Here is a 21,892-nt window from a genome sequence, read left to right on the forward strand (position 1 = left end):
AGCTGATTGATAATGAGGGCGACATTTTTTTGTCGCCCTTTTTTTACCCGTCATCTTTCGAGTCACAGCGTTGTTCGCTGCACACACTCACCTCAGTCACTGGCTAAGCATGCGCCTGAGGGCCTGGTTGTGACCCGAAAGCTAATAGGGTCCATTTCTATTTCCGGCAAACAATAGGTTATGAAATGAACGAGAAAATTTTCACCCTGCCCGTTTCCGAACAGATTTCTCCTTATATCAGCCAGCGCCAACTCGATGAGCTGGGCGTGGTGGTCGTGTCGCACCCGAAAGTGCGCGCGGCGGTCGCGCTGCAGGGCGCGCATTTGCTGGCCTGGCAGCCTAGCGGTGAGCAGCCGGTGATTTGGCTCAGCAACAACACGCCTTTCGCCAAAGGCAAGGCCATCCGCGGCGGCGTGCCGATCTGTTGGCCGTGGTTCGGCCCGGTGGCGCAACCCTCACACGGGTTCGCCCGCAACCAGCCCTGGAGCCTGACGGCGCACGATGAAGATGACAACGGCGTCATCCTGACCTTTACGCTGAAAGACAATGAGCAGACCAGCAAGCTGTGGCCGCACGCCTTCACGCTGATTGCTCGCTTCAAGCTGGGTGAAGAGTGCGAGATCGAACTGGAATCGCACGGCGATTATCAAGCCACGGCGGCGCTGCACAGCTATTTCCAGGTTGGCGATATCGATCGGGTCAGCGTGGCGGGCCTGGGCGAACCATATATTGATAAGGTGGCGGGCGGCGTCGAAGCGCGTCAGACGGGCGAAGTGACCTTCGTCGGCCAAACCGACCGCGTCTATACCCGTCCGGAGGCCTTCAGCCTGATCCGCGATCCGGCGCTCGCACGCACCATCGAGGTTCATCACCATCATATGAGCGACGTTATCGCCTGGAACCCCGGCGTAGAGCTGTCCTGCAGCATGGGAGACATGCCGAACGACGGTTACAAGACCATGGTCTGCGTTGAGACCGGGCGCGTCAGCAAACCGCTGGTCGCCGCCGGCGAACAACCCGCCCGTTTGGGTGTGACCTTCCGCAGCCGTAAAAAGGCCTGAAACCCCGTGCGCGCCAGCGCACTACGGATGTGCAAAAGGGGCGCTCGCGCCCCTTTTTGATGCACGCCATGCACGCTTATCGTGCAATGCGCGATTAGAAGGTGTAGCTCACACCTGTCATCAGCAAACCGGTGTAAGATTTATCCACCATCGGGCTGTCTTTCACTTCATCTGACAACTTCACATAGCGGCCGAGGAAGAAGGCGTTCCAGCTCTTGTTGATCTGGTAATTGGCGCTCAGCTCGAGATACGGCGCCCAGCTATCGCTCGGGGTGTAACTGTCCAGACCGCTGCGGCGCGATTCATTGGCGCTGACGCCATAGTAATATTTGTTCTGGTTTTTGCTGTTCCACATCACGCCTACGCCCGGAACCAGCGTCAACGCATCCAGATCAAACTTGTACAGATAAGCCACATCGCCCACCAGCCCGTTGCTGTAGTTCAGCGTGTCGCCGGTGAAGGTAGTGCGAATGGTGCCCCACTCTGCGTTGTGTGAATAGGCCAGGCCGGCCATCAGCGTGCCGCGACGCTTGTCGAGACGCTTCATGCGATCGTCGTCGCTGTCGCCCGGACGGTAGCCCCATGGCGTGTAATACCCCATGATGCTCAGCTGATTTTCTTGATCTTTCCACAGGTAGTAACCGGCGGTCAGAGTACGGAAGTAGAAGTCGTCACCTTCATAGTCGATGACGGGCACCGGATAAACGCGATCCTGATAACCGCGATACGGGTCCGGGCTAACCAGCGCGGCAGCACCCAGTGACCAGGTTCCCGCCTGGGCACTTTGCGCACAAACCATTGCGGAAGCGATAATTGCTAGCGTTTTGAGTTTTGAAATCTTCACTGGTTCTTTTTCCATAAATTACAGGGTTAATAGCCGCAATAGTTTATGTGAAAATTTAGTTACGCGCCTAATCTTTACAATAGAAAACGACCAAGATCGAATAACTTATAGCGGAATTATGAATTAATCATGGCGAAACGATGACGATTCATGCCGCAGGCCGCGCCAGACAAGGCATTTGGTTATCCCGGCAATAACTGAGTCATTGATATGACTTAAAAAAAGCTTTTTCTACGGCAGGAAATTTTCCGGCAAGCAAACTAAGCTTAAATCAGAAGGTGAATTTATCCTGGGCCCAGTGGCATACAGCGCAACTCGCGATAATAAGCGCACCAAGTTGGCATACGGGTTGCTGTACTCAGGCGTATTCTCATCTTTCGGGAGCCAGAACACTATCACACGCTCTCTTTAACCTGTGCTAATAACGAAAGGACGGGCATCATGAACATATTTGACCACTATCGCCAGCGCTACGAAGCTGCCAAGGACGAAGAGTTCACACTGCAGGAATTTCTTACCATTTGCCGGCAAGATCGCAGTGCCTATGCCAACGCGGCCGAACGTCTGCTGATGGCTATCGGTGAACCTGTGATGGTCGACACTGCGCTAGAATCACGCCTGTCGCGCCTGTTCTCCAACCGCGTGATCGCACGCTATCCGGCCTTCGAAGAGTTCTACGGCATGGAAGAGGCCATCGAACAGATCGTCTCTTACCTGAAACACGCTGCTCAGGGCCTGGAAGAGAAGAAACAGATCCTTTACCTGCTGGGCCCGGTGGGCGGCGGCAAGTCCTCGCTGGCGGAACGTCTGAAAGCGCTGATGCAGCGCGTGCCCATCTACACCCTCAGCGCCAACGGCGAACGCAGCCCGGTCAACGATCATCCGCTGTGCCTGTTCAATCCGCAGGAAGATGCCACGATCCTGGAAAAAGAGTTCAATATCCCAAGTCGCTATCTCGGCACCATCATGTCGCCGTGGGCGGCGAAGCGCCTGCATGAGTTCGGTGGCGATATCACCAAGTTTAAAGTCGTGAAAGTGCGCCCTTCCATTCTGGAACAGATCGCCATCGCCAAAACCGAGCCGGGCGATGAGAACAACCAGGATATCTCGGCGCTGGTCGGTAAAGTGGACATCCGTAAACTGGAGAACCACGCGCAGAACGACCCGGACGCCTACGGCTATTCCGGCGCCCTGTGCCGCGCCAACCAGGGGATTATGGAATTCGTCGAGATGTTCAAAGCGCCGATCAAGGTGCTGCATCCGCTGCTGACCGCAACCCAGGAAGGCAACTACAACGGCACCGAAGGCATCTCCGCCCTGCCGTTCAGCGGCATTATTCTGGCGCACTCCAACGAATCCGAGTGGGTGACCTTCCGTAACAACAAGAACAACGAAGCGTTCCTCGACCGCGTGTATATCGTTAAGGTACCTTACTGCCTGCGCGTGTCGGAAGAGATCAAAATTTACGACAAGCTTCTGGATCACAGTGAGCTGACCCATGCGCCCTGCGCGCCGGGCACGCTGGAAACGCTGGCGCGCTTTAGCGTGCTGTCGCGGCTGAAAGAGCCCGAAAACTCGAGCATCTACTCGAAAATGCGCGTGTATGACGGCGAAAGCCTCAAAGATACCGACCCGAAAGCCAAGTCCTATCAGGAATACCGCGACTACGCCGGGGTTGACGAAGGCATGAACGGCCTCTCCACCCGTTTCGCCTTTAAAATCCTCTCGCGGGTATTCAACTTCGATCACGCCGAGGTGGCAGCCAACCCGGTACACCTGTTCTATGTGCTGGAACAGCAGATCGAGCGCGAACAGTTCCCGCAGGATTTGGCGGAGAAATACCTGGAGCACCTGAAAGGCTATCTGATCCCGAAATACGCCGAGTTTATCGGCAAAGAGATCCAGACCGCCTATCTGGAATCCTACTCGGAATACGGACAAAACATTTTTGACCGCTACGTCACCTATGCCGACTTCTGGATCCAGGATCAGGAGTATCGCGATCCCGACACCGGCCAGCTGTTCGACCGCGAGTCCCTGAACGCCGAACTGGAGAAAATTGAAAAACCGGCCGGCATCAGCAACCCGAAAGATTTCCGCAACGAAATCGTGAACTTCGTGCTGCGCGCCCGCGCCAACAACAACGGCCGCAACCCGAACTGGACCAGCTACGAGAAGCTGCGCACCGTGATCGAGAAAAAGATGTTCTCCAATACCGAAGAACTGTTGCCGGTGATTTCGTTCAACGCCAAAACATCGACGGACGAGCAGAAAAAACACGACGACTTCGTCGATCGCATGATGGAGAAAGGCTATACCCGCAAGCAGGTGCGCCTGCTGTGTGAATGGTATCTGCGGGTCAGAAAATCCTCATAACGCCTCAGGTAAGCGGCATTATCAGGGCCATGTCCACAGTCATGGACGTTGCAGCGCAGCCCACGGAGGGGCTGACACATTGCGCTGCCGCGGCCGGGACATGAAGAGTTGGCAACGTCGTTTGGGGGAAGTATGGCCTATTTCATTGACCGGCGGCTGAACGGCAAAAACAAGAGCACGGTGAACCGCCAGCGCTTCTTGCGCCGTTACAAGTCGCAAATCAAACAGTCGATTGCCGAAGCCATCAACAAGCGTTCGGTCACCGACGTAGACAGCGGGGAGTCAGTCTCTATCCCCACTGACGATATCAACGAACCGATGTTTCATCAGGGGCGCGGCGGCACGCGCCATCGCGTTCACCCGGGCAATGACCACTTCGTGCAGAACGATCGCGTCGAACGGCCTCAGGGCGGCGCAGGCGGTGGCGGCGGCCAGGGCAACGCCAGCCAGGACGGTGAAGGCCAGGATGAGTTCGTCTTCCAGATATCCAAAGACGAGTACCTCGATCTTTTATTCGAGGATCTCGCCCTGCCCAACCTGAAAAAGAATCAGTACAAGCAGCTGACCGAATTCAAAACCCACCGCGCCGGCTACACCGCCAATGGCGTGCCGGCCAACATCAGCGTCGTGCGTTCGCTGCAAAACTCGCTGGCGCGGCGTACCGCCATGACCGCCGGTAAAAGGCGCGCGTTGCACGAACTGGAAGACGCGCTGACCCAGTTGGAAAACACCGAGCCGGTGCAACTGCTGGAAGAAGAGCGGCTGCGCAAAGAGATTGCCGAACTGCGCAAGAAAATCGAAAGCGTGCCGTTTATCGACACCTTCGATCTGCGTTACAAAAACTACGAGCGCCGGCCGGAGCCCTCCAGCCAGGCGGTGATGTTCTGCCTGATGGACGTATCCGGTTCGATGGATCAGGCCACCAAAGACATGGCCAAACGTTTTTACATTCTGCTTTATCTGTTCCTGAGCCGAACCTACAAAAACGTCGAGGTGGTCTATATTCGCCATCACACCCAGGCGAAAGAGGTGGACGAGCAGGAGTTCTTCTATTCGCAGGAAACCGGCGGCACCATCGTCTCCAGCGCATTGAAACTGATGAACGACGTGGTCGAAGAGCGTTACGATCCAGCGCAATGGAATATCTACGCCGCGCAGGCGTCGGACGGGGACAACTGGGCCGACGATTCACCGCTGTGTCACGAGCTGTTGGCGAAGAAGATCCTGCCAATGGTGCGGTACTACAGCTACATCGAAATCACTCGCCGCGCTCACCAAACGCTATGGCGCGAATACGAAGATCTGCAAGCGAAATTCGACAACTTCGCCATGCAGCATATCCGCGAACCGGACGATATTTATCCGGTATTCCGCGAACTGTTCCGCAAACAGACCGCGTAATCATAAAAACGGCCGGAGAATATCTGCCCGGCCGTTTTTATTCTCAACGAATTCAAATGCTATTTCTGCGGGATGCATCCGCATCCGGCGTCAATCATAGAACCAACTCACCTGAATACAACACGGGGCCGGTCGGTTGCTTGCTCGGTGAGCCGCCTAATGGCTCCAGGCTAATAGCAATCGTTGTTCCTTTAACTAAATCTGCATCTGCCAAATAAAACTGGCTCACGCCTTTCACGTTCACGAGTCCAATTGAAACGGGCTTATGTCCAACGGGGATCAGCCACAGCTCAAGACTTTTTCCATCCGGAATAGCGGCCAAGCCTAAGGGGGTTATACGAACAATTTTTCTTTGACCGTCTGAACTTACGACCCACGTCCCTTGATGCGCTCCGTTCAGGACCACTAACGGTTTCAGCTCTGGCGCACGCCAATAAAACCACGAGCTCAGGCTCAATGCGCCCAATCCCGCAGCAAGCCCCCATGCAATATAGTTTCGCACGCGCCGTCGAGGCGAAGCGTATTGAGGCAGATTTAATTCAATTTTTTTCCAAACGCTTTCAGGGGGGGTATTGGCGTTATATCGATATCCAACCCCGACAACATATTTTGCCACTTTCCAACCTGGGTCGCCAAAATGTTGTCCGTTTTCAGACGGCGTTCAAAATGCAGCCGGGCATTCCCTCTGAGCGTGCCAAGAGCATATTCTGCAGCCAACATGTCATCACTTTCGCGTCTGTTCATAGGCCCAGGCAATCCTTTAGATGTGCTAGCGCCCTGCGGACCCAGCTTTTTACCGTACCAAGCGGTTGCTGCAACCAATCAGCGATATCCGCGTGCGACATCCCTTGATAATATGCCAAAGCAATACTTTGCCGTTGTTCAGACGTCAGATGCTTCAAACAGTCATTTAACTTTTTAGCCAGCTCCCCCTCATCACCCTGGCTTTCATTTTCCGACTGAGGGATTTGATCGCTATATTCTTCTTCCAGTCCGATATGGCGTCCATGCCGGCTACGCAATCCATCTATACATCGGTTCCTTATAATGTGAGTAAGCCATGTCATAGGCGAACTCAAGGTCGGATCATAATCTCCGGCACGCTGCCACACGGCAAGAAAGCCGTCGACCAGAACCTCTTCCGCCCACTGGCGATTACGTAACATGCGCAGCGCAATGGCGAATAAACTTGCGGATGTCGATCTGTACAAGCGTTCAAATGCTCGGCGATCGCCATTAGCGATCGCCTTTAAGCACATTACCTGGTTTTCTTTCAACGAGTGATCCATACCATCCCTAAAGCGGTTAAGCTTTGCCCACTCCGAGTATAGGCCTTACTTGGGCATTAGCACGGTATCAATAACGTCGATTACACCGTTTTGCTGCCGCACATCATAGGTGCTGATGTTGGCGACGTCGCCTTTAGCATCTTTGATCTGAATATTATGCGGGCCATTATTCATAAACCATAGCGACTGACCGTTGACGGTTTTGAGTTCCGCCCGTCCGCCGCCCTGCTCAATTTTTCTTTCCAGCGCCCGCATGTCGTAGTTCCCAGCCACAACGTGGTAGGTTAATACACTGCTTAACAGCGCTTTATTTTCGGGTTTTAACAGATTTTCAACGGTGCCGGCCGGTAATTTGGCGAATGCGGCATTCGTCGGCGCAAAAACAGTATAAGGACCTTTGCCTTGTAAAGTATCAACCAAGCCGGCGGCCTTAACGGCCGCGACCAACGTTGTGTGATCTTTTGAGTTCAGCGCATTTTGCACAATGTTTTTTGAGGGGTACATCGCCGCGCCGCCAACCATTACGGATGACGTGTCCCCACTCGCCGCATAAGTGGCGACGCCGAAAAGTAATGAGCCGGTAACCAGAGTAACGATAAGTGTTTTCATGATGAAGTCCTCTCCGTAAGCTGAGCGTAAGTGTTGCTCATTCCTGATATACGTATGAGGTTCTCCAAGTGGATGCACGGGTCGAAAAAAATAATGTAGAGAGAACGAACGCTGTGACAGACAAATAAGCACGCCGTGATGGCCGCCCGTTTCCGCTCTTTCTTATGAGGTTATTCCTAAACCTTCACATCCTCCCTCATGCGTCTTGATGGGAATATTCCCATTCAGTTATCGTTAACACACGCATCGGGTTCCACCCTAAGCGAAATTTGACTCATTTTATTTTCTATGGCTTCTCAGCCCGCTTCGGCGGGCAATTTACCTGTCAGCAGGTTAGACACCATGATCGATTACACCCTCTATGGCCTCAACAAGAATGATGTTGATGAATACCATAAGCAAATCTGCTGCCTGCTCGGCAAAAGCGTGCTGCTGGTGCTTATCGCCAACAAACCGATCACCAAACAGAATCTGCTGGCCAGTCTTATTCAGGAAGTTGAACAACAGCACGACGAGTATTTTCAAAAATTGCATCGCGCGGCAATAGAAATGATCGGCGTTAACGGGCGCTAGATCGATATGCGCAAGGCGGAAATCTACGCCATTATTGCCGCCGCCGTGGTGTTGATTATGCTGTTAATAATGAACTCCGGCAGCGATATCAGCGCTTATCCCTAATGCGAAGCGAAGCACCCCTTTGCCGCAAGGTGTCTCTTTTTTGGCCCGAAGCGCGTTTCTGCCCGGGTTTTATTTTGAACCGGCCGCTTCGTCAATCAATCCCGCCACGTCATCGGCATGGGAAACCAGTGAGGCATGACTGGCCTTCAGCACCATCACTTTCTTAGCCTGCAGCCGCTGCGCCATACGCCGTTGGTTCTCCGGCGCTATCATGCGGTCGTCGCTGGAGAGTTGATACCACGACGGTTTATGTTTCCAGGCGGGCTCACCGAGGGGGTTGCCGAAGGTATCGGCCAATGGCGCCTTCTGCGTCGCCGCCATCACCAGGGCCTCGTCGGCGGTAAGATCCTGGCAAAAGCTTTCGTGAAACTTGTCGGTCTTGATCCACAGATAACCGTCGCTGTCCGGAATCAGATTCGCGACTGCCGCAGGAGGATGCGCTTGCGTAATGCCACCGGGGCTTTCACCGGCATCCGGCGCAAACGCGGCAATGTAGACCAGGCCGACCACGTTAGGCTGGTTGCCCATTTCCGTGATCACCGCGCCACCGTAAGAGTGCCCCACCAACAATACCGGTCCCGCTTGCTGCGCGACCATCTTGCGCGCCCGTTCCGCATCCTCAGCCAGTGAGGTCAGCGGCATTTCCACCGCATGAATCGCCGAATAGCCCCTGCGCGACAACTCGATAATCACCTTACTCCAGTGCGCGGCGCCGCCCCAGAATCCGTGCACCAGCACGATGGTTGGTTTTGTGCTCATTGCCGACCTCTTCATCTCATTTGGAGGCGCTGTAGACAGATCAACAGCCGCCCTACAGGGACGCGCCTTGCAGCCGGCGACGTCGCGCGATCTCCATTTATATAGTTAGCACTGCGGTATTCGGCAATAGCTACGACGGGTTAAGGCGCTCGGTTTACAGGCGTCGTCATGACTTGCCGAGGCAGCGTACGCCGTGGCGGCAGTGCAAAAAACGGGATTAAAACTAGGATTTTTACCCATGCCGATCTAAAATCCCACGCAAAAACAAAGACAAGTAAATTTGTTTCATCGGGAAAAGGAATGAAGTTGTGAAGGAAATGATCTCCATCGTATTGATGACATGCCTGCTGGCGCTGCTGTTTTCGTGGCTGTTCGTCTACGGTCTTAACATTCATTAAACCTACAGCAACACCAAACCCCCCTTCCTGGCTGACCGGCAGCGCATCCGGACGATGCGCTAAAAACCCCTCTCCCCGCATGTTTCTATCCCATCATTCGCCCGCCGACAGCTAAAAAGAACCCAAAGCTCGCCGGCGCAACGCGATCTCGCCTTCGTCTGCTCGCCCACTAAAACATCAATAAAATTTATGATTGATAACCTCGTCGCGTTTCCGGACATCTGAATGACTATTTTCCTTCTTCACACCGTTCCCGCCTGAAATCAGGCTGACAACCTTAAAATGTTACCGGTAACTATGTTGTTGATTTCTTTTCGTAATAAACATAAAGCCGTTAATAACCTTACATTCTTTATAGAAATAAATTATGCATTCTTATGGATAAAGGCATGAATTAACGGCCTTCGGTCATTGATTATCGCCCGCCAAGCTCCTAAAATTCGCGCGTAAAAATACAACTGGGATCGAGTTTCATGTCGTCGCTGTGGGTTGCAACGCAATACTGTTATTTTATTGGTCTGTTAGTTTCAATGATTTTCACCTACCTGGTAAGCAGGGACACCGTCAAAATTCGTTGCATCAGCGCGCTGACCATCGGGTTAACCTGGCCGTTGAGTCTGCCGGTCGTCTTGCTGTTTTCGCTGTTCTAACGCCCTAACAGGCTGTGCCGCCACGGATGCTTTTAAACAGCCGTGCTAATGGAATGGGTCAGCCGACGACGCTGCCCCCTCACCGGCGAAACAAGTGACGATACGGCGCATTGTTAAATGAAAGGCCATTTCCCCGCGTAACGTATTATTTAGGGGGCGACTATTCACCGCGCCGCGATCGCCAACGGCGGTACAGCCGCCCCGCGCCCCATACCATCAGCCATAGTAAAATATTCCCCCCCAACCAAAGCATCAGCAGGTAGAGGAAAGTCTGATAACCGGGTATGCCCCGATCGGCGAAGAACGGATTAAAGTGCAAAAATTTGACGATCGCGAAGGGATTAAGATTGAAACGGGTGAAGACGCAGGCGGTCAGCACAGGCGGCAACAGGATGTAAAACGCCAGGGTGAATATCAGCAGCAGCCTGGTGCCATGCGTGTTTTTATAATCTTTCATATCAGCGTATTGCTTGCTTCATCTCAGTGCGAGAATCGCCTGGCGATCGCTCGCCAATCGACCCTGCGGGCCAAAAATAGTTCCGCGCAAACGCGGGAATAAAGCCGGTTCAGCGTTTAATTCTCATTTAGCGCTCGGGTGATATATACCCTGTGGATTATAAATTACGATGCCGACGCGCCGCCTTCAACTGCAGCGTTTGCGTGGCGTCATCAGGAGGCCCTAATGAAACCGGACGCACTCTCCCTGCCGCCGAGCGCCAAAAAACTCAAAGTGATCTACGGCTGGTATATTTATGTGATCTATATCCTGCTGGTTTTCAACATTTACATGGCGGTCTACAACGTCTGCGTTCGGCATCCGATCGAAGCCCCGCTGCTATCGCTGTGTCACAGCCTGTTTCTCGCGCTGATGTTGCAACAGGTGCTCAAGAAAAACGTCGTTTTCGCCTGGATCTTGTTGGGCTATTTTATTCTGATGCGCCTGTATTACGCCAATGTGCTGCACATTGAGTTCACGCTGGTGAGCCGTGGCCTGGTGCTGCTGATTCTGACGCTGCTGCTGACCGGCACCGTGGCCGTCGGGCAGCTGGCCACGCCGCCACAGCGGCATGACTGGCTCGCTCGCCTAGGCTGGCGGCAATGGACGACGCTCGCGGCGCTGGCGGCGATCCTGACCCCGCTGATCACCACCGATTACCTCGGCTAAACGCGGTGCTATCTGGGGATATGGGGCTCTGAAATGTCTACGATGCGGCATATTTTGGTGTAGTTGCCTGCCTTCTCACAGATCTTGTCCGTGACGAACACGCTAAGGTAGCCCAGCAGCAGCAAGTAGCCAACCATGCACAAAATAAAGATAAGCGTTCTCACCGATAGCGACCAACCTGACAAGAGTATCTCCAGCATCATAACCTGAACGAGGCGCTTTAAAAGGATTTCATGTGCGCACTGGCCGCATCGGCGCACGTTCTGTAGTAACATTAAGCCACCACGCCAACCACCGGAAACGCCGATGCACCATCTGATGTTAGACATTGAAACCCTGGATATAAAACCCAGCGCCGTGATTTTGGTGGTCGCGGCGGTGTTTTTCGATCCCCGCACCGGCGAACTCGGCGCCGAATTCGAGGCCGCCGTCAGCAGCCAGAAAGATCAGCCGGGACGAACCATAAGCCTGGACACGGTTGCCTGGTGGGCGAAACAATCCGATGAAGCGCGCAAGCTGGCCTTCGGCGGCACCGAGAGCCTCAAGCGAGTGCTGAGCAGTCTCAGCCGTTTTATCCATATGAACAGCACCGATACGGTAAAGGTCTGGGGTAACGGTAAAGAGTTCGACTGCGCAATCCTCGAACACGCCTTCCAGCAGTTGGAGATGCCCTGTCCGTGGAAATTCTGGGATACCCAGGATGTGCGCACGGTGATCACGCTGGCGGAACTGCACGGCTTTAACCCGAAAAAGACCCGTCCGTTCGAAGGCATGCCGCATCGCGCGTTGGATGACGCTCGCCATCAGGCCCGTTATGTGGCCGATACCGTCTCGGCGCTTTATCTCCGCCCGGGAGCGCAGCGCTGACCCGCTTTGCCCCTTTTCATTTGCCGCCAGAATCTCTACTCTAGCCCTCTTTGTCACTCGGACGTGCCTTTCCTGCTATGCAAAAGTTCCTGTTTCTGCTTCTCAGCCTGGTGCTGCTCGGCCCATTGGGCATCGATCTCTATCTGCCCACCATTCCCGCCATCGCCGTCGGCCTGGGCAGCAGTGAAGCGCTGATCCAATCCACCATTTCGCTGTTTATTCTGGTGCTCGGCCTCGGTCAAATCATCGCCGGTCCGTTGGTGGATAACTATGGCCGCAAACCGGTGGCGCTGGCCGGCATTATTCTCTACACGATCGGCGCGGCAATGGCGGCGCTGGCCACCAGCCCGACGATCTTCATCGCGTCGCGCCTGTTGCAAGGGGTTGCGGTCTGTTGCACCGCCGTCGTCGCCTTCAGCGGCGTGCGCGATCGGCTGAATGGCGACGACGCCGCCCGCGCCTTCGGCTTTCTCAACGGCACGCTGAACATCATCCCGGCATTGGCGCCGCTGCTCGGCGGCCTGCTCGCCGAAGCCTTCGGCTGGCGCGCGCCCTTTTGGTTCCTGGCCGGTTACGCGCTGCTGGTGTTGGTGCTCATCGCGCTGCGCCTGCCGGAAACTCGCCCCGCCGACACCGTGCCGGTCAAAGGGCTGCCGGTGCGCCAATACGCGCGCATCCTCAGCGAACGGCGTTTCCTCTCTTTCGCGGTGGTGAACTCCGGGGCGATGGGCATGGCACTGACCTACGTTTCTCTGGCGCCTAACGTGCTGATGGGCACTGCGGGCCTGACTCCGCTGCAATTCTCGTTGGTGTTCGGCGCCAACGGCTTCTGGATCATGTTGGTCAGCTTCTTCGCTAACCGCATCATCCACAAAGTCGGCCGCCCGGTTTGTCTGGCGACCGGCGGCATTTTGATGGGGTTGGGCTGCCTGGGCCTGCTGCTGGGCGTCATGTGGCTTCCCGCGGCGGCGCAAGCGCACTGGCTGGCGTATATGCTGCCGGTCGCCAGCGCCTGCGCCGGGTTGGCGTTCGTGATGGGCCCGGCCACCAGCTATGCGCTGGAACCGTACTCCAATGAGGCCGGCGTCGCGTCCGCACTGGTCGGTTTCGTACAGATGGCCGGGGGCGCCGCGCTGGGGCTGCTGGCGATGGCGCTGCCGCTGCAACCGAAGCTGTCGCTGGCTTTGGTCATGCTGGCGGGCTGCCTGCTGGCGCTGCACGCGCGGCGGCTCAGCAAGCAGATTAAAGGACAGATCAGAAAAGTCGCCTGAGCCGCGGCTCAGGCTTCGGTAACAACCGGCACCCGTGCCGCCAACGCCGACAACAGTTCATAGCCTAACGTCCCTGCCGCCGTGGCCACCTCGTCCACCGGCAGGCGTTTTCCCCACAGCTCCACCTCGGCGCCCAGTTCAACGTGGGGACAGGGCGTCAAATCCACCGCCAGCATATCCATCGATACCGTTCCCAGGGTGCGTGTCAGCACGCCATCGACCCATACCGGCGTTCCGGTCGGCGCATGACGCGGATAGCCGTCGGCATAACCGCAGGCCACCACGCCGATACGCTGCGCGCCGGCGGCGCTGTAACGGCCACCGTAGCCCACGCGATCTCCAGACTTCAGCTGCTGAATGCCGATGATCTCGCTGCTCAGCGTCATCGCCGGCTGCAACCCCGTCGATGCGATATCGTTCCAGCATCCGCTCGGCGAAGCGCCATAGAGAATGATCCCAGGGCGCACCCAGCTGCCGTGGGTCGCAGGATGCCACAGCGTAGCGGCCGAGTTGGCCAGGCAACGCGGCAGCGGTACATCGGCCGCCGCCGCCTCGATGGTGGCCATCTGCTGAGTTACGCCTTCCGGCCCGTCGGCGGTGGCGAAGTGACTCATCAGCGTAAGCTCGGCAATATTGGCGACAGCCTGCGCCCTGCGCCACACCTCATGCAGGCGCTCGGGCGCAAACCCCAGCCGATTCATGCCGCTGTTCACTTTCAGATAGACATCAAGCGGCGCACTCAGCTTTGCGTCGGCGATCGCCGCCAGTTGCCAGTCGCTGTGCACCGCCGTCGTCAGGCGATAACGATCGAGCAAGGCCAGATCCTGTCGCTGGAAGAAGCCTTCCAACAACAGGATCGGCCCCTGCCAACCGGACTCGCGCAGCAACACCGCTTCGGCCAGATCCAGCATGGCGAAGCCGTCGGTGTGCGCCATGCTGCGCCAAACGTGTTTGATGCCGTGGCCATAGGCGTTGGCCTTGACCACCGCCCAGACTTTGGCGCCGGGGGCGAAACGGCGCACCACCTGCAGGTTGTTTTCAATTGCGCCGAGATGCATCGTGGCGGTTATCGGACGGGGCATCGCTTCTCCTTGGGGCAGCGTACAGCGGCCACGCGCGCCTGCGCGTGGCCGAAAAAGTCTATGACAGCGTCGACGATTAACGTGCGGGATGCACGTCGTTCAGCGGAACCGCGTGTTGCTGGCGAAATCCGGCGCTGTAACGCGCCACCGCCAGGTCATCGGAAGGGATTGCCGGCGTAATGCCGGACATCAGATCGGACAACAACTGCCCGGAACCGCAGGCCATGGTCCAGCCGAGCGTGCCATGCCCAGTGTTGAGGTACAGGTTTTTCAACGAGGTGCGGCCGACGATCGGCGTGCCGTCCGGCGTCATCGGGCGCAAGCCGGTCCAGAACGTCGCGTCTTCCACTCTGCCGCCGTTCGGGTAGAGATCGCGCACCACCATCTCCAGCGTTTCTCGCCGCTTTTGCTCCAGCTGAGTATTGAAACCGACGATCTCCGCCATGCCGCCGACGCGAATGCGCTGGTCGAAGCGCGTGATGGCGATTTTATACGTCTCATCCAGTACCGTAGAGAATGGCGCCGCCGCCTCATCGACGATAGGGATCGTCAGCGAATAGCCCTTCAGCGGGTAAACCGGAATAGACACCAGGCCGCGCAGCAGCGCCGTGGAGTACGAACCGAACGCCACCACATAGCTATCGGCTTTGAACACTTCCTCGCCGCACTGTACGCCGGCGATCTTGTCCCCCTCCACCAACAGACGGTCGACGCTGCGGTTGAACAGGAAGGTCACGCCCGCCTGCTCAGCCATCTTCGCCAACTGTTGCGTAAACAGTTGGCAATCGCCGGTTTCGTCGTTCGGCAACTGCAGGCCGCCGGTCAGCTTGTGCGCCACCTGCGCCAGCGCAGGCTCAACGCTACCGAGTTGGCCGGCTTCCAGCAATCGGTAAGGCACCCCGGCATCTTCCAATACCGCAATATCTTTCGTGGCGTTTTCGAACTGTTGTTGGGTGCGGAACAGCTGCAGCGTGCCGCCCTGACGGCCTTCGTACTGGATGCCGGTTTCCTGCCGCAGCGCCTTGATGCAGTCGCGGCTGTATTCCGCCAGGCGCACCATGCGGCTTTTGTTGGTCATGTAGTGTTCGGTGTTGCAGTTTTTCAGCATCTGCCACATCCAGTTCAGCTGGAAGCTGCTGCCGTCGAGACGGATCGCCAGCGGCGCATGGCGTTGGAACATCCACTTAATGGCCTTCAGCGGCACGCCCGGCGCCGCCCAGGGAGCGGCATAGCCCGGTGAAATCTGCCCAGCGTTCGCCGCGCTGGTTTCCAGTGCCGGGCCAGGCTGACGATCGATCACCGTCACCTCATGCCCAGCCTTCGCCAAATACCAGGCACTGGCTACGCCCACCACTCCACTACCTAAAATTACCACTCGCATCGCTGACTCCAGCCCAAGGCCTCACAAAGCACAATCTTCTGCTAACAGGAAATTAACTCAGTGAAAAAATCCGTCCAACAACTTCGTCATCAAACGTGACAATATTCACAATTAATTTATCGTCGATGGCCCGCGCATTTGCAATAGCCGCCAGAAAATAGCGATAAGATACGGTTTAAGGGGGTTTATGGCGCGAGGTCACCCCTGATTCGCTAGCATTGCTATCATTGATGTCATGGAAAATTGGCGTGATAAGCAACATGGATTTAACAGAATATAAAAATATCAGCTAACCTATAAATAGAATAAAAAACCACAAAAACAAAAAATACCAAAACAACTGGCAAATAACGGCACCACCCGCTGCAGCAGAAAAATCGCGTAAATTTTCAGCCCTTAATAGCCTTATTTTTACTGTTGGAATAAAGCGGCGTTCACTGTGGCGCCATCTTGTTTTCGCTGCAGCACGATATGAACGTTCAAGCCCCCAGCCGCGCCTAGAGTTCATACTGTCGCTATTCAGGAGAACCTCGCATGTTCATCGCTCTCTATCAGTTCTCAGTCAAAACCGGACACGAACACGCTTTTCGCCAGGCCTGGCTTGAATTGACGCAGGGCATCTATCAGCAACGCGGCAGCCTGGGCTCGCGCCTGCATCGGGAGGTGAACGGCAAATATATCGGCTATGGGCAGTGGCCAAGCCGCTCGGCATGGGAAAACGCCGGTGATATTCAGCTGGATGAACGGTACCGAGCGGCTCGGGATCGTATGCGCGCCACTTTATTGGCGGATGAAACGCTATTTGAAATGGAGGTCACGGACGATTACCTGCAAATCAGGTCGTTCGACTGACCACAAGCCCACGCGTGCGGGCTTGTGGTGGCAGAAGAGAGAAGCATCAATGATGCAGCATCTCGTCCACGACTTCTTTGGTCTGCAGCTGGAATGGGTAGTAGGTCGGCCAGTTATCCATCTCTTTCAGCAACGCCTCCTGCGACGTGTTGCCCATAAAGATATGGAAATGCGCCGATTTGCGCGGCCCGATAATGTGATCGCTGAACTGTACGAATTTCGGCGCCTGGCTGTCGGCATCCTGGCACTCGAACAGATAACGCACGCCTTTCTTACCGGAGACATACGTTAGGATCTTATGCCCGGCGTACTTGTACTGACAGGCGCTGGATTGGTCGCCACGGTGAAATTCCATGATACCGTTCTCAATGCCAATGGTATCCACATCGGTGGCGTAACCTTTGCGGTAATACGCCTTCACCTCTGCGAAGGTTTTGCTCTTATCCTGCGCCGCTTTCTTCTTGAACACCGGGTCAAGATCCCCATTGATCAGATACGGATACACGGATTGCCATACGCCCTCCCAATCCGCCAGGTCGCGATCTTTGACGTCTTTATCGTCGAACACGCCTCCCTCCGCCTTTTTTTCCACTTCCGTCAGCGGCTTGCCATGTGAATGATGCCCGTGAGCCAACGTTTGCCCACTGATGAACAGCGCCGCCAGCGCCACTGCCAATTTGCCCAAATGCCTCGTCAAAACGCGCTCCTTGTCCGTTATTGAGAAAAATGAAAAGTTACAATATAACATAACAGTTTTCAATCCCTGTCGCACAGCAGGCAATGTGTTGCACGCCCCTGCCGCAGGGCTATACTCGGAGAAGATGCGCGGTGTTGCACCGCCTTCTGCCGGGACGGGCGCCGGATCGACCGCCGTTCGCCCCTTTGCGTACCGGCATTTTTATTTCACTGATTTGCAATGGTTAATTATGACTTGAACTATGCTTGTTACAGGGTCTGCCGTTTGAGCAAGGCCCGTGAATAATGAGGGTGCGCTGATGACTACTTCAACACATGACAAGGTTAAGGATGATAAACGTCTGAGCGATGGACCGGACTGGACGTTCGAACTGCTGCAGGTGTATTTGGAGCAGATCGACCGCGTCGCCAAGCATTACCGGCTCGACACCTACCCCCATCAGATCGAGGTGATCACCTCAGAACAGATGATGGACGCCTATTCGAGCGTCGGCATGCCGATCAACTATACCCATTGGTCCTTCGGCAAAAAATTCATCGAAACCGAGCAGCGCTACAAACAGGGCCAGCAAGGGCTGGCGTATGAAATCGTCATCAACTCCAACCCCTGCATCGCCTACCTGATGGAGGAGAACACCATCACCATGCAGGCGCTGGTGATGGCGCACGCCTGCTATGGCCACAACTCGTTCTTCAAGAATAACTACCTGTTCCGCAGTTGGACCGACGCCAGCTCCATCGTCGATTACCTGCTGTTTGCTCGCCACTACATCAGCCAGTGCGAAGAACGCTACGGCGTCGAAGAAGTGGAACGGCTGCTGGACTCCTGCCATGCGCTGATGAACTACGGGGTCGACAGGTACAAACGCCCGCAAAAAATCTCTTTGGTGGAAGAAAAAGCGCGCCAGAAAAGCCGCGAAGAGTATCTGCAAAGCCAGGTGAATACGCTGTGGAAGACCCTGCCACGCGTCGAGCGCGAAGAGTCGCCTGAGCAGGCGCGCCGATATCCGAGCGAACCGCAGGAAAATATCCTCTATTTTATCGAGAAGAATGCGCCGCTGCTGGAACCGTGGCAGCGTGAGGTGCTGCGCATCGTGCGCAAAGTCAGCCAATATTTCTACCCGCAAAAACAGACCCAGGTAATGAACGAGGGGTGGGCGACCTTCTGGCACTACACCATCCTTAACCATCTTTACGACGAAGGTCGGGTGACCGAGCGGTTCATGCTGGAGTTTTTGCACAGCCACACCAACGTGGTTTATCAGCCGCCGTACAACAGCCCATACTATAACGGCATCAACCCCTACGCGCTGGGCTTCGCCATGTTCCAGGACATCAAGCGCATCTGCCAATCGCCTACCGAGGAAGATCGCTACTGGTTCCCGGACATCGCCGGTAAAGACTGGTTGGACACGTTGCACTTCGCCATGCGCGACTTTAAGGATGAGAGCTTTATCAGCCAGTTCCTGTCGCCCAAAGTGATGCGCGACTTCCGCTTGTTTACCGTGCTGGACGACGATCGCAACAACTACCTGGAAATTGCCGCGATCCATAACGAAGCGGGCTACCGGGCAATCCGCCAGGAGCTGTCGGCTCAATACAATCTGAGCAACCACGAGCCGAACATTCAGATCTGGAACGTAGACCTGCGCGGCGACCGTTCGCTGACGCTGCGCTACATCCCGCAAGAACGCGCGCCGCTCGATAAGAGCCGCCGCGACGTGTTGAAGCACCTGCATCGCCTGTGGGGCTTCGACGTGATCCTCGAGCAGCAAAACGAAGACGGAAGCGTGGAATTGCTCGACCGCTGCCCGCCGCGGCCTACGCCGCTGTAACCGCCATAACGACAAAGGGCGCCAACACGGCGCCCTTATTATGTCATTCGCACGGTATCAGCGGCGCGCTTCGGTCAGATCGCTCGGCATGGTGCCCTGCATGCTCTGCCAAATCGCCCCGCTGTCTTTACCGTAGTTGCGCACGGTGTCCATCACCTGGTCGTACAGCTTCTCATGGCAAAGCGTAGACAGCTTGCTGTAGAAGGTCAGCGCCAGCTTGCGCGCCTCCGGGTTGGAGAAGTAGTAACGGCCCACGCGGGTGTACAGCCCTTTCAGGCCGTTGAAAATCAGGCCATAGATCGGGTTGCCGGAAGCGAACGCCAGACCACGGAAGATCTCATAGTCCAGGACATTGAAGGCATCCGCCTGATCTTCCACCTCGGCGGCTTTCGCCAGCACTTCCTGCGCCTGCTCAGGATGATTGCGCACCGCAGCGCGAATAAAGATCGACGCGATATTGGTACGCACGGACAGCAGGTTATCGATCAGCTGCGGGACGCTTTTGTGATCGAGACGAGCCACGGTCTCAAGGATATTGAGGCCGGACGTTTCCCAGAAATTGTTCACTTTGGTCGGTTTACCATGCTGTATGGTCAACCAGCCATCGCGGGCCAGACGTTGCAACACTTCACGTAACGTGGTGCGCGTGACGCCAATCAACTCCGAAAGCTCACGCTCCGCGGGCAAAATAGAGCCAGGGGGGAAGCGATTATTCCAAATACTCTCAATAATGTACTCTTCCGCGAAACCGGCAGGACTCTGCGCCTTTATGACCATGTGTTTGACGTTCCGTTGCGACGATAAAATCAGTAAAAGTAATCAGCTCATCATACCAGATCACACAGACATGACATAGCGTGAGCGAAAAACAATAAACGAAAGTGTGCATAAAGTGGCAAAAAACGCGCAAAAACACCGGCCCTGAGAAATTTGCCGCCGTAAAACAAGCTCCGGTTGCGCCCGCCCCCGCCGCGTTGTTAGGGTACGTGCTACGACTGATTTAAGGATGCATAAAGGACAATGGAAACAACCTTGCGCAGCGCCCTGCTCAAAAACTTCCTGGGGCAATCTCCCGACTGGTACAAACTGACCATTCTCATTTTCCTGGCGATCAACCCGCTGGTGTTCTTTTTCGCCAGCCCGTTTCTCGCGGGTTGGCTGTTGGTGATCGAGTTCATCTTTACCCTGGCGATGGCGTTGAAATGTTACCCGCTGCTGCCGGGCGGCCTGCTGGCGCTGGAGGCCGTGGCCATCGGCATGACCAGCCCGGCGCAGGTTTCGCAAGAAATCGAACATAATCTGGACGTGCTGCTGCTGCTGGTCTTTATGGTGGCCGGCATCTACTTTATGAAGCAGTTGCTGCTGTTCGTGTTCACCAAGCTGCTGCTCAATATCCGCTCGAAAACGCTGCTGTCGCTGGCGTTCTGCCTAGCGGCCGCCTTCCTTTCCGCCTTCCTCGATGCGCTGACGGTCGTCGCGGTAGTGATCAGCGTCGCCACGGGGTTCTATTCCATCTATCACAATGTGACGTCGAACCGCTCCGACGGCGACATCGGCGATGACAGCGATTTCACCGGCGAAGAGCGCAAGCAGACGCTGGAGCAATTCCGCGCCTTTCTGCGCAGCCTGCTGATGCACGCCGGCGTCGGCACCGCGCTCGGCGGAGTCATGACCATGGTGGGCGAGCCACAGAACCTGATCATCGCCAAAAGCGCGGGCTGGGGCTTTATCGACTTCTTCCTGCGGATGGCGCCGGTCACTTTGCCGGTGCTGGCATGCGGCCTGCTGGTCTGCTGGCTGGTAGAGCGTTTTCGCCTGTTTGGCTACGGCACGCCACTGCCGGAAGCGGTGCGTGAGGTGCTGAAAGAGTATGATCGCAAGGCCACCGCAGGCCGCAGCAAGCAAGAAAGGCTCAAGCTGGTGATGCAGGCGCTGATCGGCGTTTGGCTGGTGCTGGCGCTGGCCTTCCACCTGGCGGAAGTCGGGCTGATCGGCCTGTCGGTCATCATTCTCGCCACATCGCTGTGCGGCGTGAACGACGAACACGCCATCGGCAAAGCGTTCCAGGAGGCGCTGCCGTTCACAGCCCTGCTGACGGTATTTTTCACCGTGGTGGCCGTGATCATTGAGCAACACCTGTTCAGCCCGGTGATCCAGTTTGTACTGCGCGCCGAGCCCGCTTCTCAGCTTTCGCTGTTCTACCTGTTCAACGGTCTGCTGTCGTCGGTTTCCGACAACGTATTCGTCGGCACGGTTTACATCAACGAAGCGCGCACCGCGCTGGAAACCGGCGCCATTGCGCTGAAACAGTTCGAACTGCTGGCGGTCGCCATCAATACCGGCACCAACCTGCCTTCGGTCGCGACCCCTAACGGCCAGGCGGCGTTCCTGTTCCTTTTGACGTCGGCCTTGGCGCCGCTGGTGCGTCTGTCGTATGGCCGCATGGTGTGGATGGCTCTGCCTTATACGATCGTATTGACCGTGGTCGGCCTGCTGTGCGTACAGTTCACGCTGGAGCCGGCGACCGAACTGTTGACACAGTGGCACTGGCTGACGCTGCCGCCTGTCGACGCCATCGGCCACTGATGCGGCGCCGGCAGGGTAAACCGACTATTTTTACGCTGAAACCGGCCCAGGTGGCTGGCAGCGAGGGGGAATTGGTTTACACTGCCGGTTCA

The 21,892-nt window shown here is 56.0% G+C and carries 22 protein-coding genes; 11 read left to right on the forward strand and 11 right to left on the reverse strand.

Annotated elements, in window-relative coordinates; all coding sequences use genetic code 11:
- The first annotated feature begins 185 nt into the window (after positions 1–185).
- Complete coding sequence (locus ACORQT_RS13555; protein ID WP_444859179.1) at positions 186–1,061, forward strand: D-hexose-6-phosphate mutarotase; 876 nt, start codon at positions 186–188, stop codon at positions 1,059–1,061.
- Positions 1,062–1,155: 94 nt separating this feature from the next.
- On the opposite strand, the gene ACORQT_RS13560 is transcribed toward ACORQT_RS13555, so the two are convergent.
- A complete protein-coding gene (locus tag ACORQT_RS13560; protein WP_033643317.1) occupies positions 1,156–1,920 on the reverse strand; it encodes a MipA/OmpV family protein in 765 nt (254 codons plus the stop codon).
- A gap of 426 nt (positions 1,921–2,346) precedes the next feature.
- On the opposite strand from ACORQT_RS13560, the gene yeaG reads away from it, so the two are divergent.
- On the forward strand, positions 2,347–4,281 hold the full coding sequence (yeaG, locus tag ACORQT_RS13565) for a protein kinase YeaG (protein WP_016927472.1): 1,935 nt from the start codon (positions 2,347–2,349) through the stop codon (positions 4,279–4,281).
- A gap of 132 nt (positions 4,282–4,413) precedes the next feature.
- Positions 4,414–5,682 carry a YeaH/YhbH family protein gene (locus ACORQT_RS13570; protein WP_033643318.1) on the forward strand — a complete coding sequence of 423 codons (1,269 nt, stop codon included), beginning with the start codon at positions 4,414–4,416 and terminating at the stop codon, positions 5,680–5,682.
- A gap of 94 nt (positions 5,683–5,776) precedes the next feature.
- On the opposite strand, the gene ACORQT_RS13575 is transcribed toward ACORQT_RS13570, so the two are convergent.
- The 3 genes from ACORQT_RS13575 to ACORQT_RS13585 all read right to left on the reverse strand — a co-directional run bounded on the left by ACORQT_RS13575 (position 5,777) and on the right by ACORQT_RS13585 (position 7,580).
- On the reverse strand, positions 5,777–6,298 hold the full coding sequence (locus ACORQT_RS13575; RefSeq protein ID WP_444859180.1) for an anti-sigma factor: 522 nt from the start codon (positions 6,296–6,298) through the stop codon (positions 5,777–5,779).
- A gap of 124 nt (positions 6,299–6,422) precedes the next feature.
- The gene (locus ACORQT_RS13580) at positions 6,423–6,971 is read right to left on the reverse strand and encodes an RNA polymerase sigma factor (protein ID WP_033650962.1); all 549 of its coding nucleotides are present in this window, start codon (positions 6,969–6,971) and stop codon (positions 6,423–6,425) included.
- Positions 6,972–7,016: 45 nt separating this feature from the next.
- Positions 7,017–7,580 carry a fasciclin domain-containing protein gene (locus tag ACORQT_RS13585; RefSeq protein WP_033650960.1) on the reverse strand — a complete coding sequence of 188 codons (564 nt, stop codon included), beginning with the start codon at positions 7,578–7,580 and terminating at the stop codon, positions 7,017–7,019.
- A 342-nt stretch (positions 7,581–7,922) separates the two neighbouring features.
- Between ACORQT_RS13585 and ACORQT_RS13590 the strand changes: the two genes are divergently transcribed.
- A complete protein-coding gene (locus tag ACORQT_RS13590) occupies positions 7,923–8,153 on the forward strand; it encodes a hypothetical protein (protein WP_033643319.1) in 231 nt (76 codons plus the stop codon).
- A 174-nt stretch (positions 8,154–8,327) separates the two neighbouring features.
- Here the strand turns inward: ACORQT_RS13590 and ACORQT_RS13595 are convergent, their stop codons facing one another.
- On the reverse strand, positions 8,328–9,017 hold the full coding sequence (locus ACORQT_RS13595; RefSeq protein WP_042784718.1) for an alpha/beta hydrolase: 690 nt from the start codon (positions 9,015–9,017) through the stop codon (positions 8,328–8,330).
- A 140-nt stretch (positions 9,018–9,157) separates the two neighbouring features.
- The gene (locus ACORQT_RS13600) at positions 9,158–9,496 is read right to left on the reverse strand and encodes a hypothetical protein (RefSeq protein WP_159085280.1); all 339 of its coding nucleotides are present in this window, start codon (positions 9,494–9,496) and stop codon (positions 9,158–9,160) included.
- A 392-nt stretch (positions 9,497–9,888) separates the two neighbouring features.
- On the opposite strand from ACORQT_RS13600, the gene ACORQT_RS13605 reads away from it, so the two are divergent.
- Positions 9,889–10,065 carry a GhoT/OrtT family toxin gene (locus ACORQT_RS13605; RefSeq protein ID WP_033634815.1) on the forward strand — a complete coding sequence of 59 codons (177 nt, stop codon included), beginning with the start codon at positions 9,889–9,891 and terminating at the stop codon, positions 10,063–10,065.
- A gap of 160 nt (positions 10,066–10,225) precedes the next feature.
- Here the strand turns inward: ACORQT_RS13605 and ACORQT_RS13610 are convergent, their stop codons facing one another.
- A complete protein-coding gene (locus tag ACORQT_RS13610; protein ID WP_033643321.1) occupies positions 10,226–10,522 on the reverse strand; it encodes a hypothetical protein in 297 nt (98 codons plus the stop codon).
- Positions 10,523–10,747: 225 nt separating this feature from the next.
- Here ACORQT_RS13610 and ACORQT_RS13615 point away from each other — a divergent pair, with 225 nt between their 5' ends.
- The 3 genes from ACORQT_RS13615 to ACORQT_RS13625 all read left to right on the forward strand — a co-directional run bounded on the left by ACORQT_RS13615 (position 10,748) and on the right by ACORQT_RS13625 (position 13,368).
- Positions 10,748–11,230: a hypothetical protein gene (locus ACORQT_RS13615; protein ID WP_089194855.1), complete on the forward strand. Its 483-nt coding sequence runs from the start codon at positions 10,748–10,750 to the stop codon at positions 11,228–11,230.
- Positions 11,231–11,536: 306 nt separating this feature from the next.
- On the forward strand, positions 11,537–12,097 hold the full coding sequence (locus tag ACORQT_RS13620) for a 3'-5' exonuclease (RefSeq protein ID WP_033643325.1): 561 nt from the start codon (positions 11,537–11,539) through the stop codon (positions 12,095–12,097).
- 77 nt (positions 12,098–12,174) lie between these two features.
- Entirely contained in the window at positions 12,175–13,368 is a 1,194-nt protein-coding gene (locus tag ACORQT_RS13625; RefSeq protein ID WP_033650957.1) for a Bcr/CflA family efflux MFS transporter, read from the forward strand.
- An 8-nt stretch (positions 13,369–13,376) separates the two neighbouring features.
- Here the strand turns inward: ACORQT_RS13625 and dadX are convergent, their stop codons facing one another.
- Together dadX and ACORQT_RS13635 are read right to left on the reverse strand one after the other, a co-directional pair.
- On the reverse strand, positions 13,377–14,450 hold the full coding sequence (gene dadX / locus ACORQT_RS13630) for a catabolic alanine racemase DadX (RefSeq protein ID WP_033643327.1): 1,074 nt from the start codon (positions 14,448–14,450) through the stop codon (positions 13,377–13,379).
- A gap of 76 nt (positions 14,451–14,526) precedes the next feature.
- Positions 14,527–15,831, reverse strand: a complete 1,305-nt coding sequence (locus ACORQT_RS13635; protein ID WP_164057235.1) for a D-amino acid dehydrogenase — start codon at positions 15,829–15,831, stop codon at positions 14,527–14,529.
- Positions 15,832–16,365: 534 nt separating this feature from the next.
- On the opposite strand from ACORQT_RS13635, the gene ACORQT_RS13640 reads away from it, so the two are divergent.
- Positions 16,366–16,683 carry an antibiotic biosynthesis monooxygenase family protein gene (locus tag ACORQT_RS13640; RefSeq protein ID WP_164057236.1) on the forward strand — a complete coding sequence of 106 codons (318 nt, stop codon included), beginning with the start codon at positions 16,366–16,368 and terminating at the stop codon, positions 16,681–16,683.
- Between the two features lie 46 nt (positions 16,684–16,729).
- On the opposite strand, the gene zinT is transcribed toward ACORQT_RS13640, so the two are convergent.
- Entirely contained in the window at positions 16,730–17,380 is a 651-nt protein-coding gene (zinT, locus tag ACORQT_RS13645) for a metal-binding protein ZinT (RefSeq protein ID WP_033643330.1), read from the reverse strand.
- Between the two features lie 298 nt (positions 17,381–17,678).
- Between zinT and ACORQT_RS13650 the strand changes: the two genes are divergently transcribed.
- Positions 17,679–19,214 carry a SpoVR family protein gene (locus ACORQT_RS13650; RefSeq protein ID WP_033643331.1) on the forward strand — a complete coding sequence of 512 codons (1,536 nt, stop codon included), beginning with the start codon at positions 17,679–17,681 and terminating at the stop codon, positions 19,212–19,214.
- Positions 19,215–19,271: 57 nt separating this feature from the next.
- Here ACORQT_RS13650 and fadR read toward each other — a convergent pair whose 3' ends face one another.
- On the reverse strand, positions 19,272–19,991 hold the full coding sequence (gene fadR, locus ACORQT_RS13655) for a fatty acid metabolism transcriptional regulator FadR (RefSeq protein ID WP_033643333.1): 720 nt from the start codon (positions 19,989–19,991) through the stop codon (positions 19,272–19,274).
- A gap of 243 nt (positions 19,992–20,234) precedes the next feature.
- Here fadR and nhaB point away from each other — a divergent pair, with 243 nt between their 5' ends.
- A complete protein-coding gene (nhaB, locus tag ACORQT_RS13660; protein ID WP_042784729.1) occupies positions 20,235–21,800 on the forward strand; it encodes a sodium/proton antiporter NhaB in 1,566 nt (521 codons plus the stop codon).
- Positions 21,801–21,892: the final 92 nt, after the last annotated feature.

This window comes from Serratia sp. (in: enterobacteria) (genome assembly GCF_052400455.1).
Lineage (GTDB): Bacteria > Pseudomonadota > Gammaproteobacteria > Enterobacterales > Enterobacteriaceae > Serratia > Serratia ureilytica.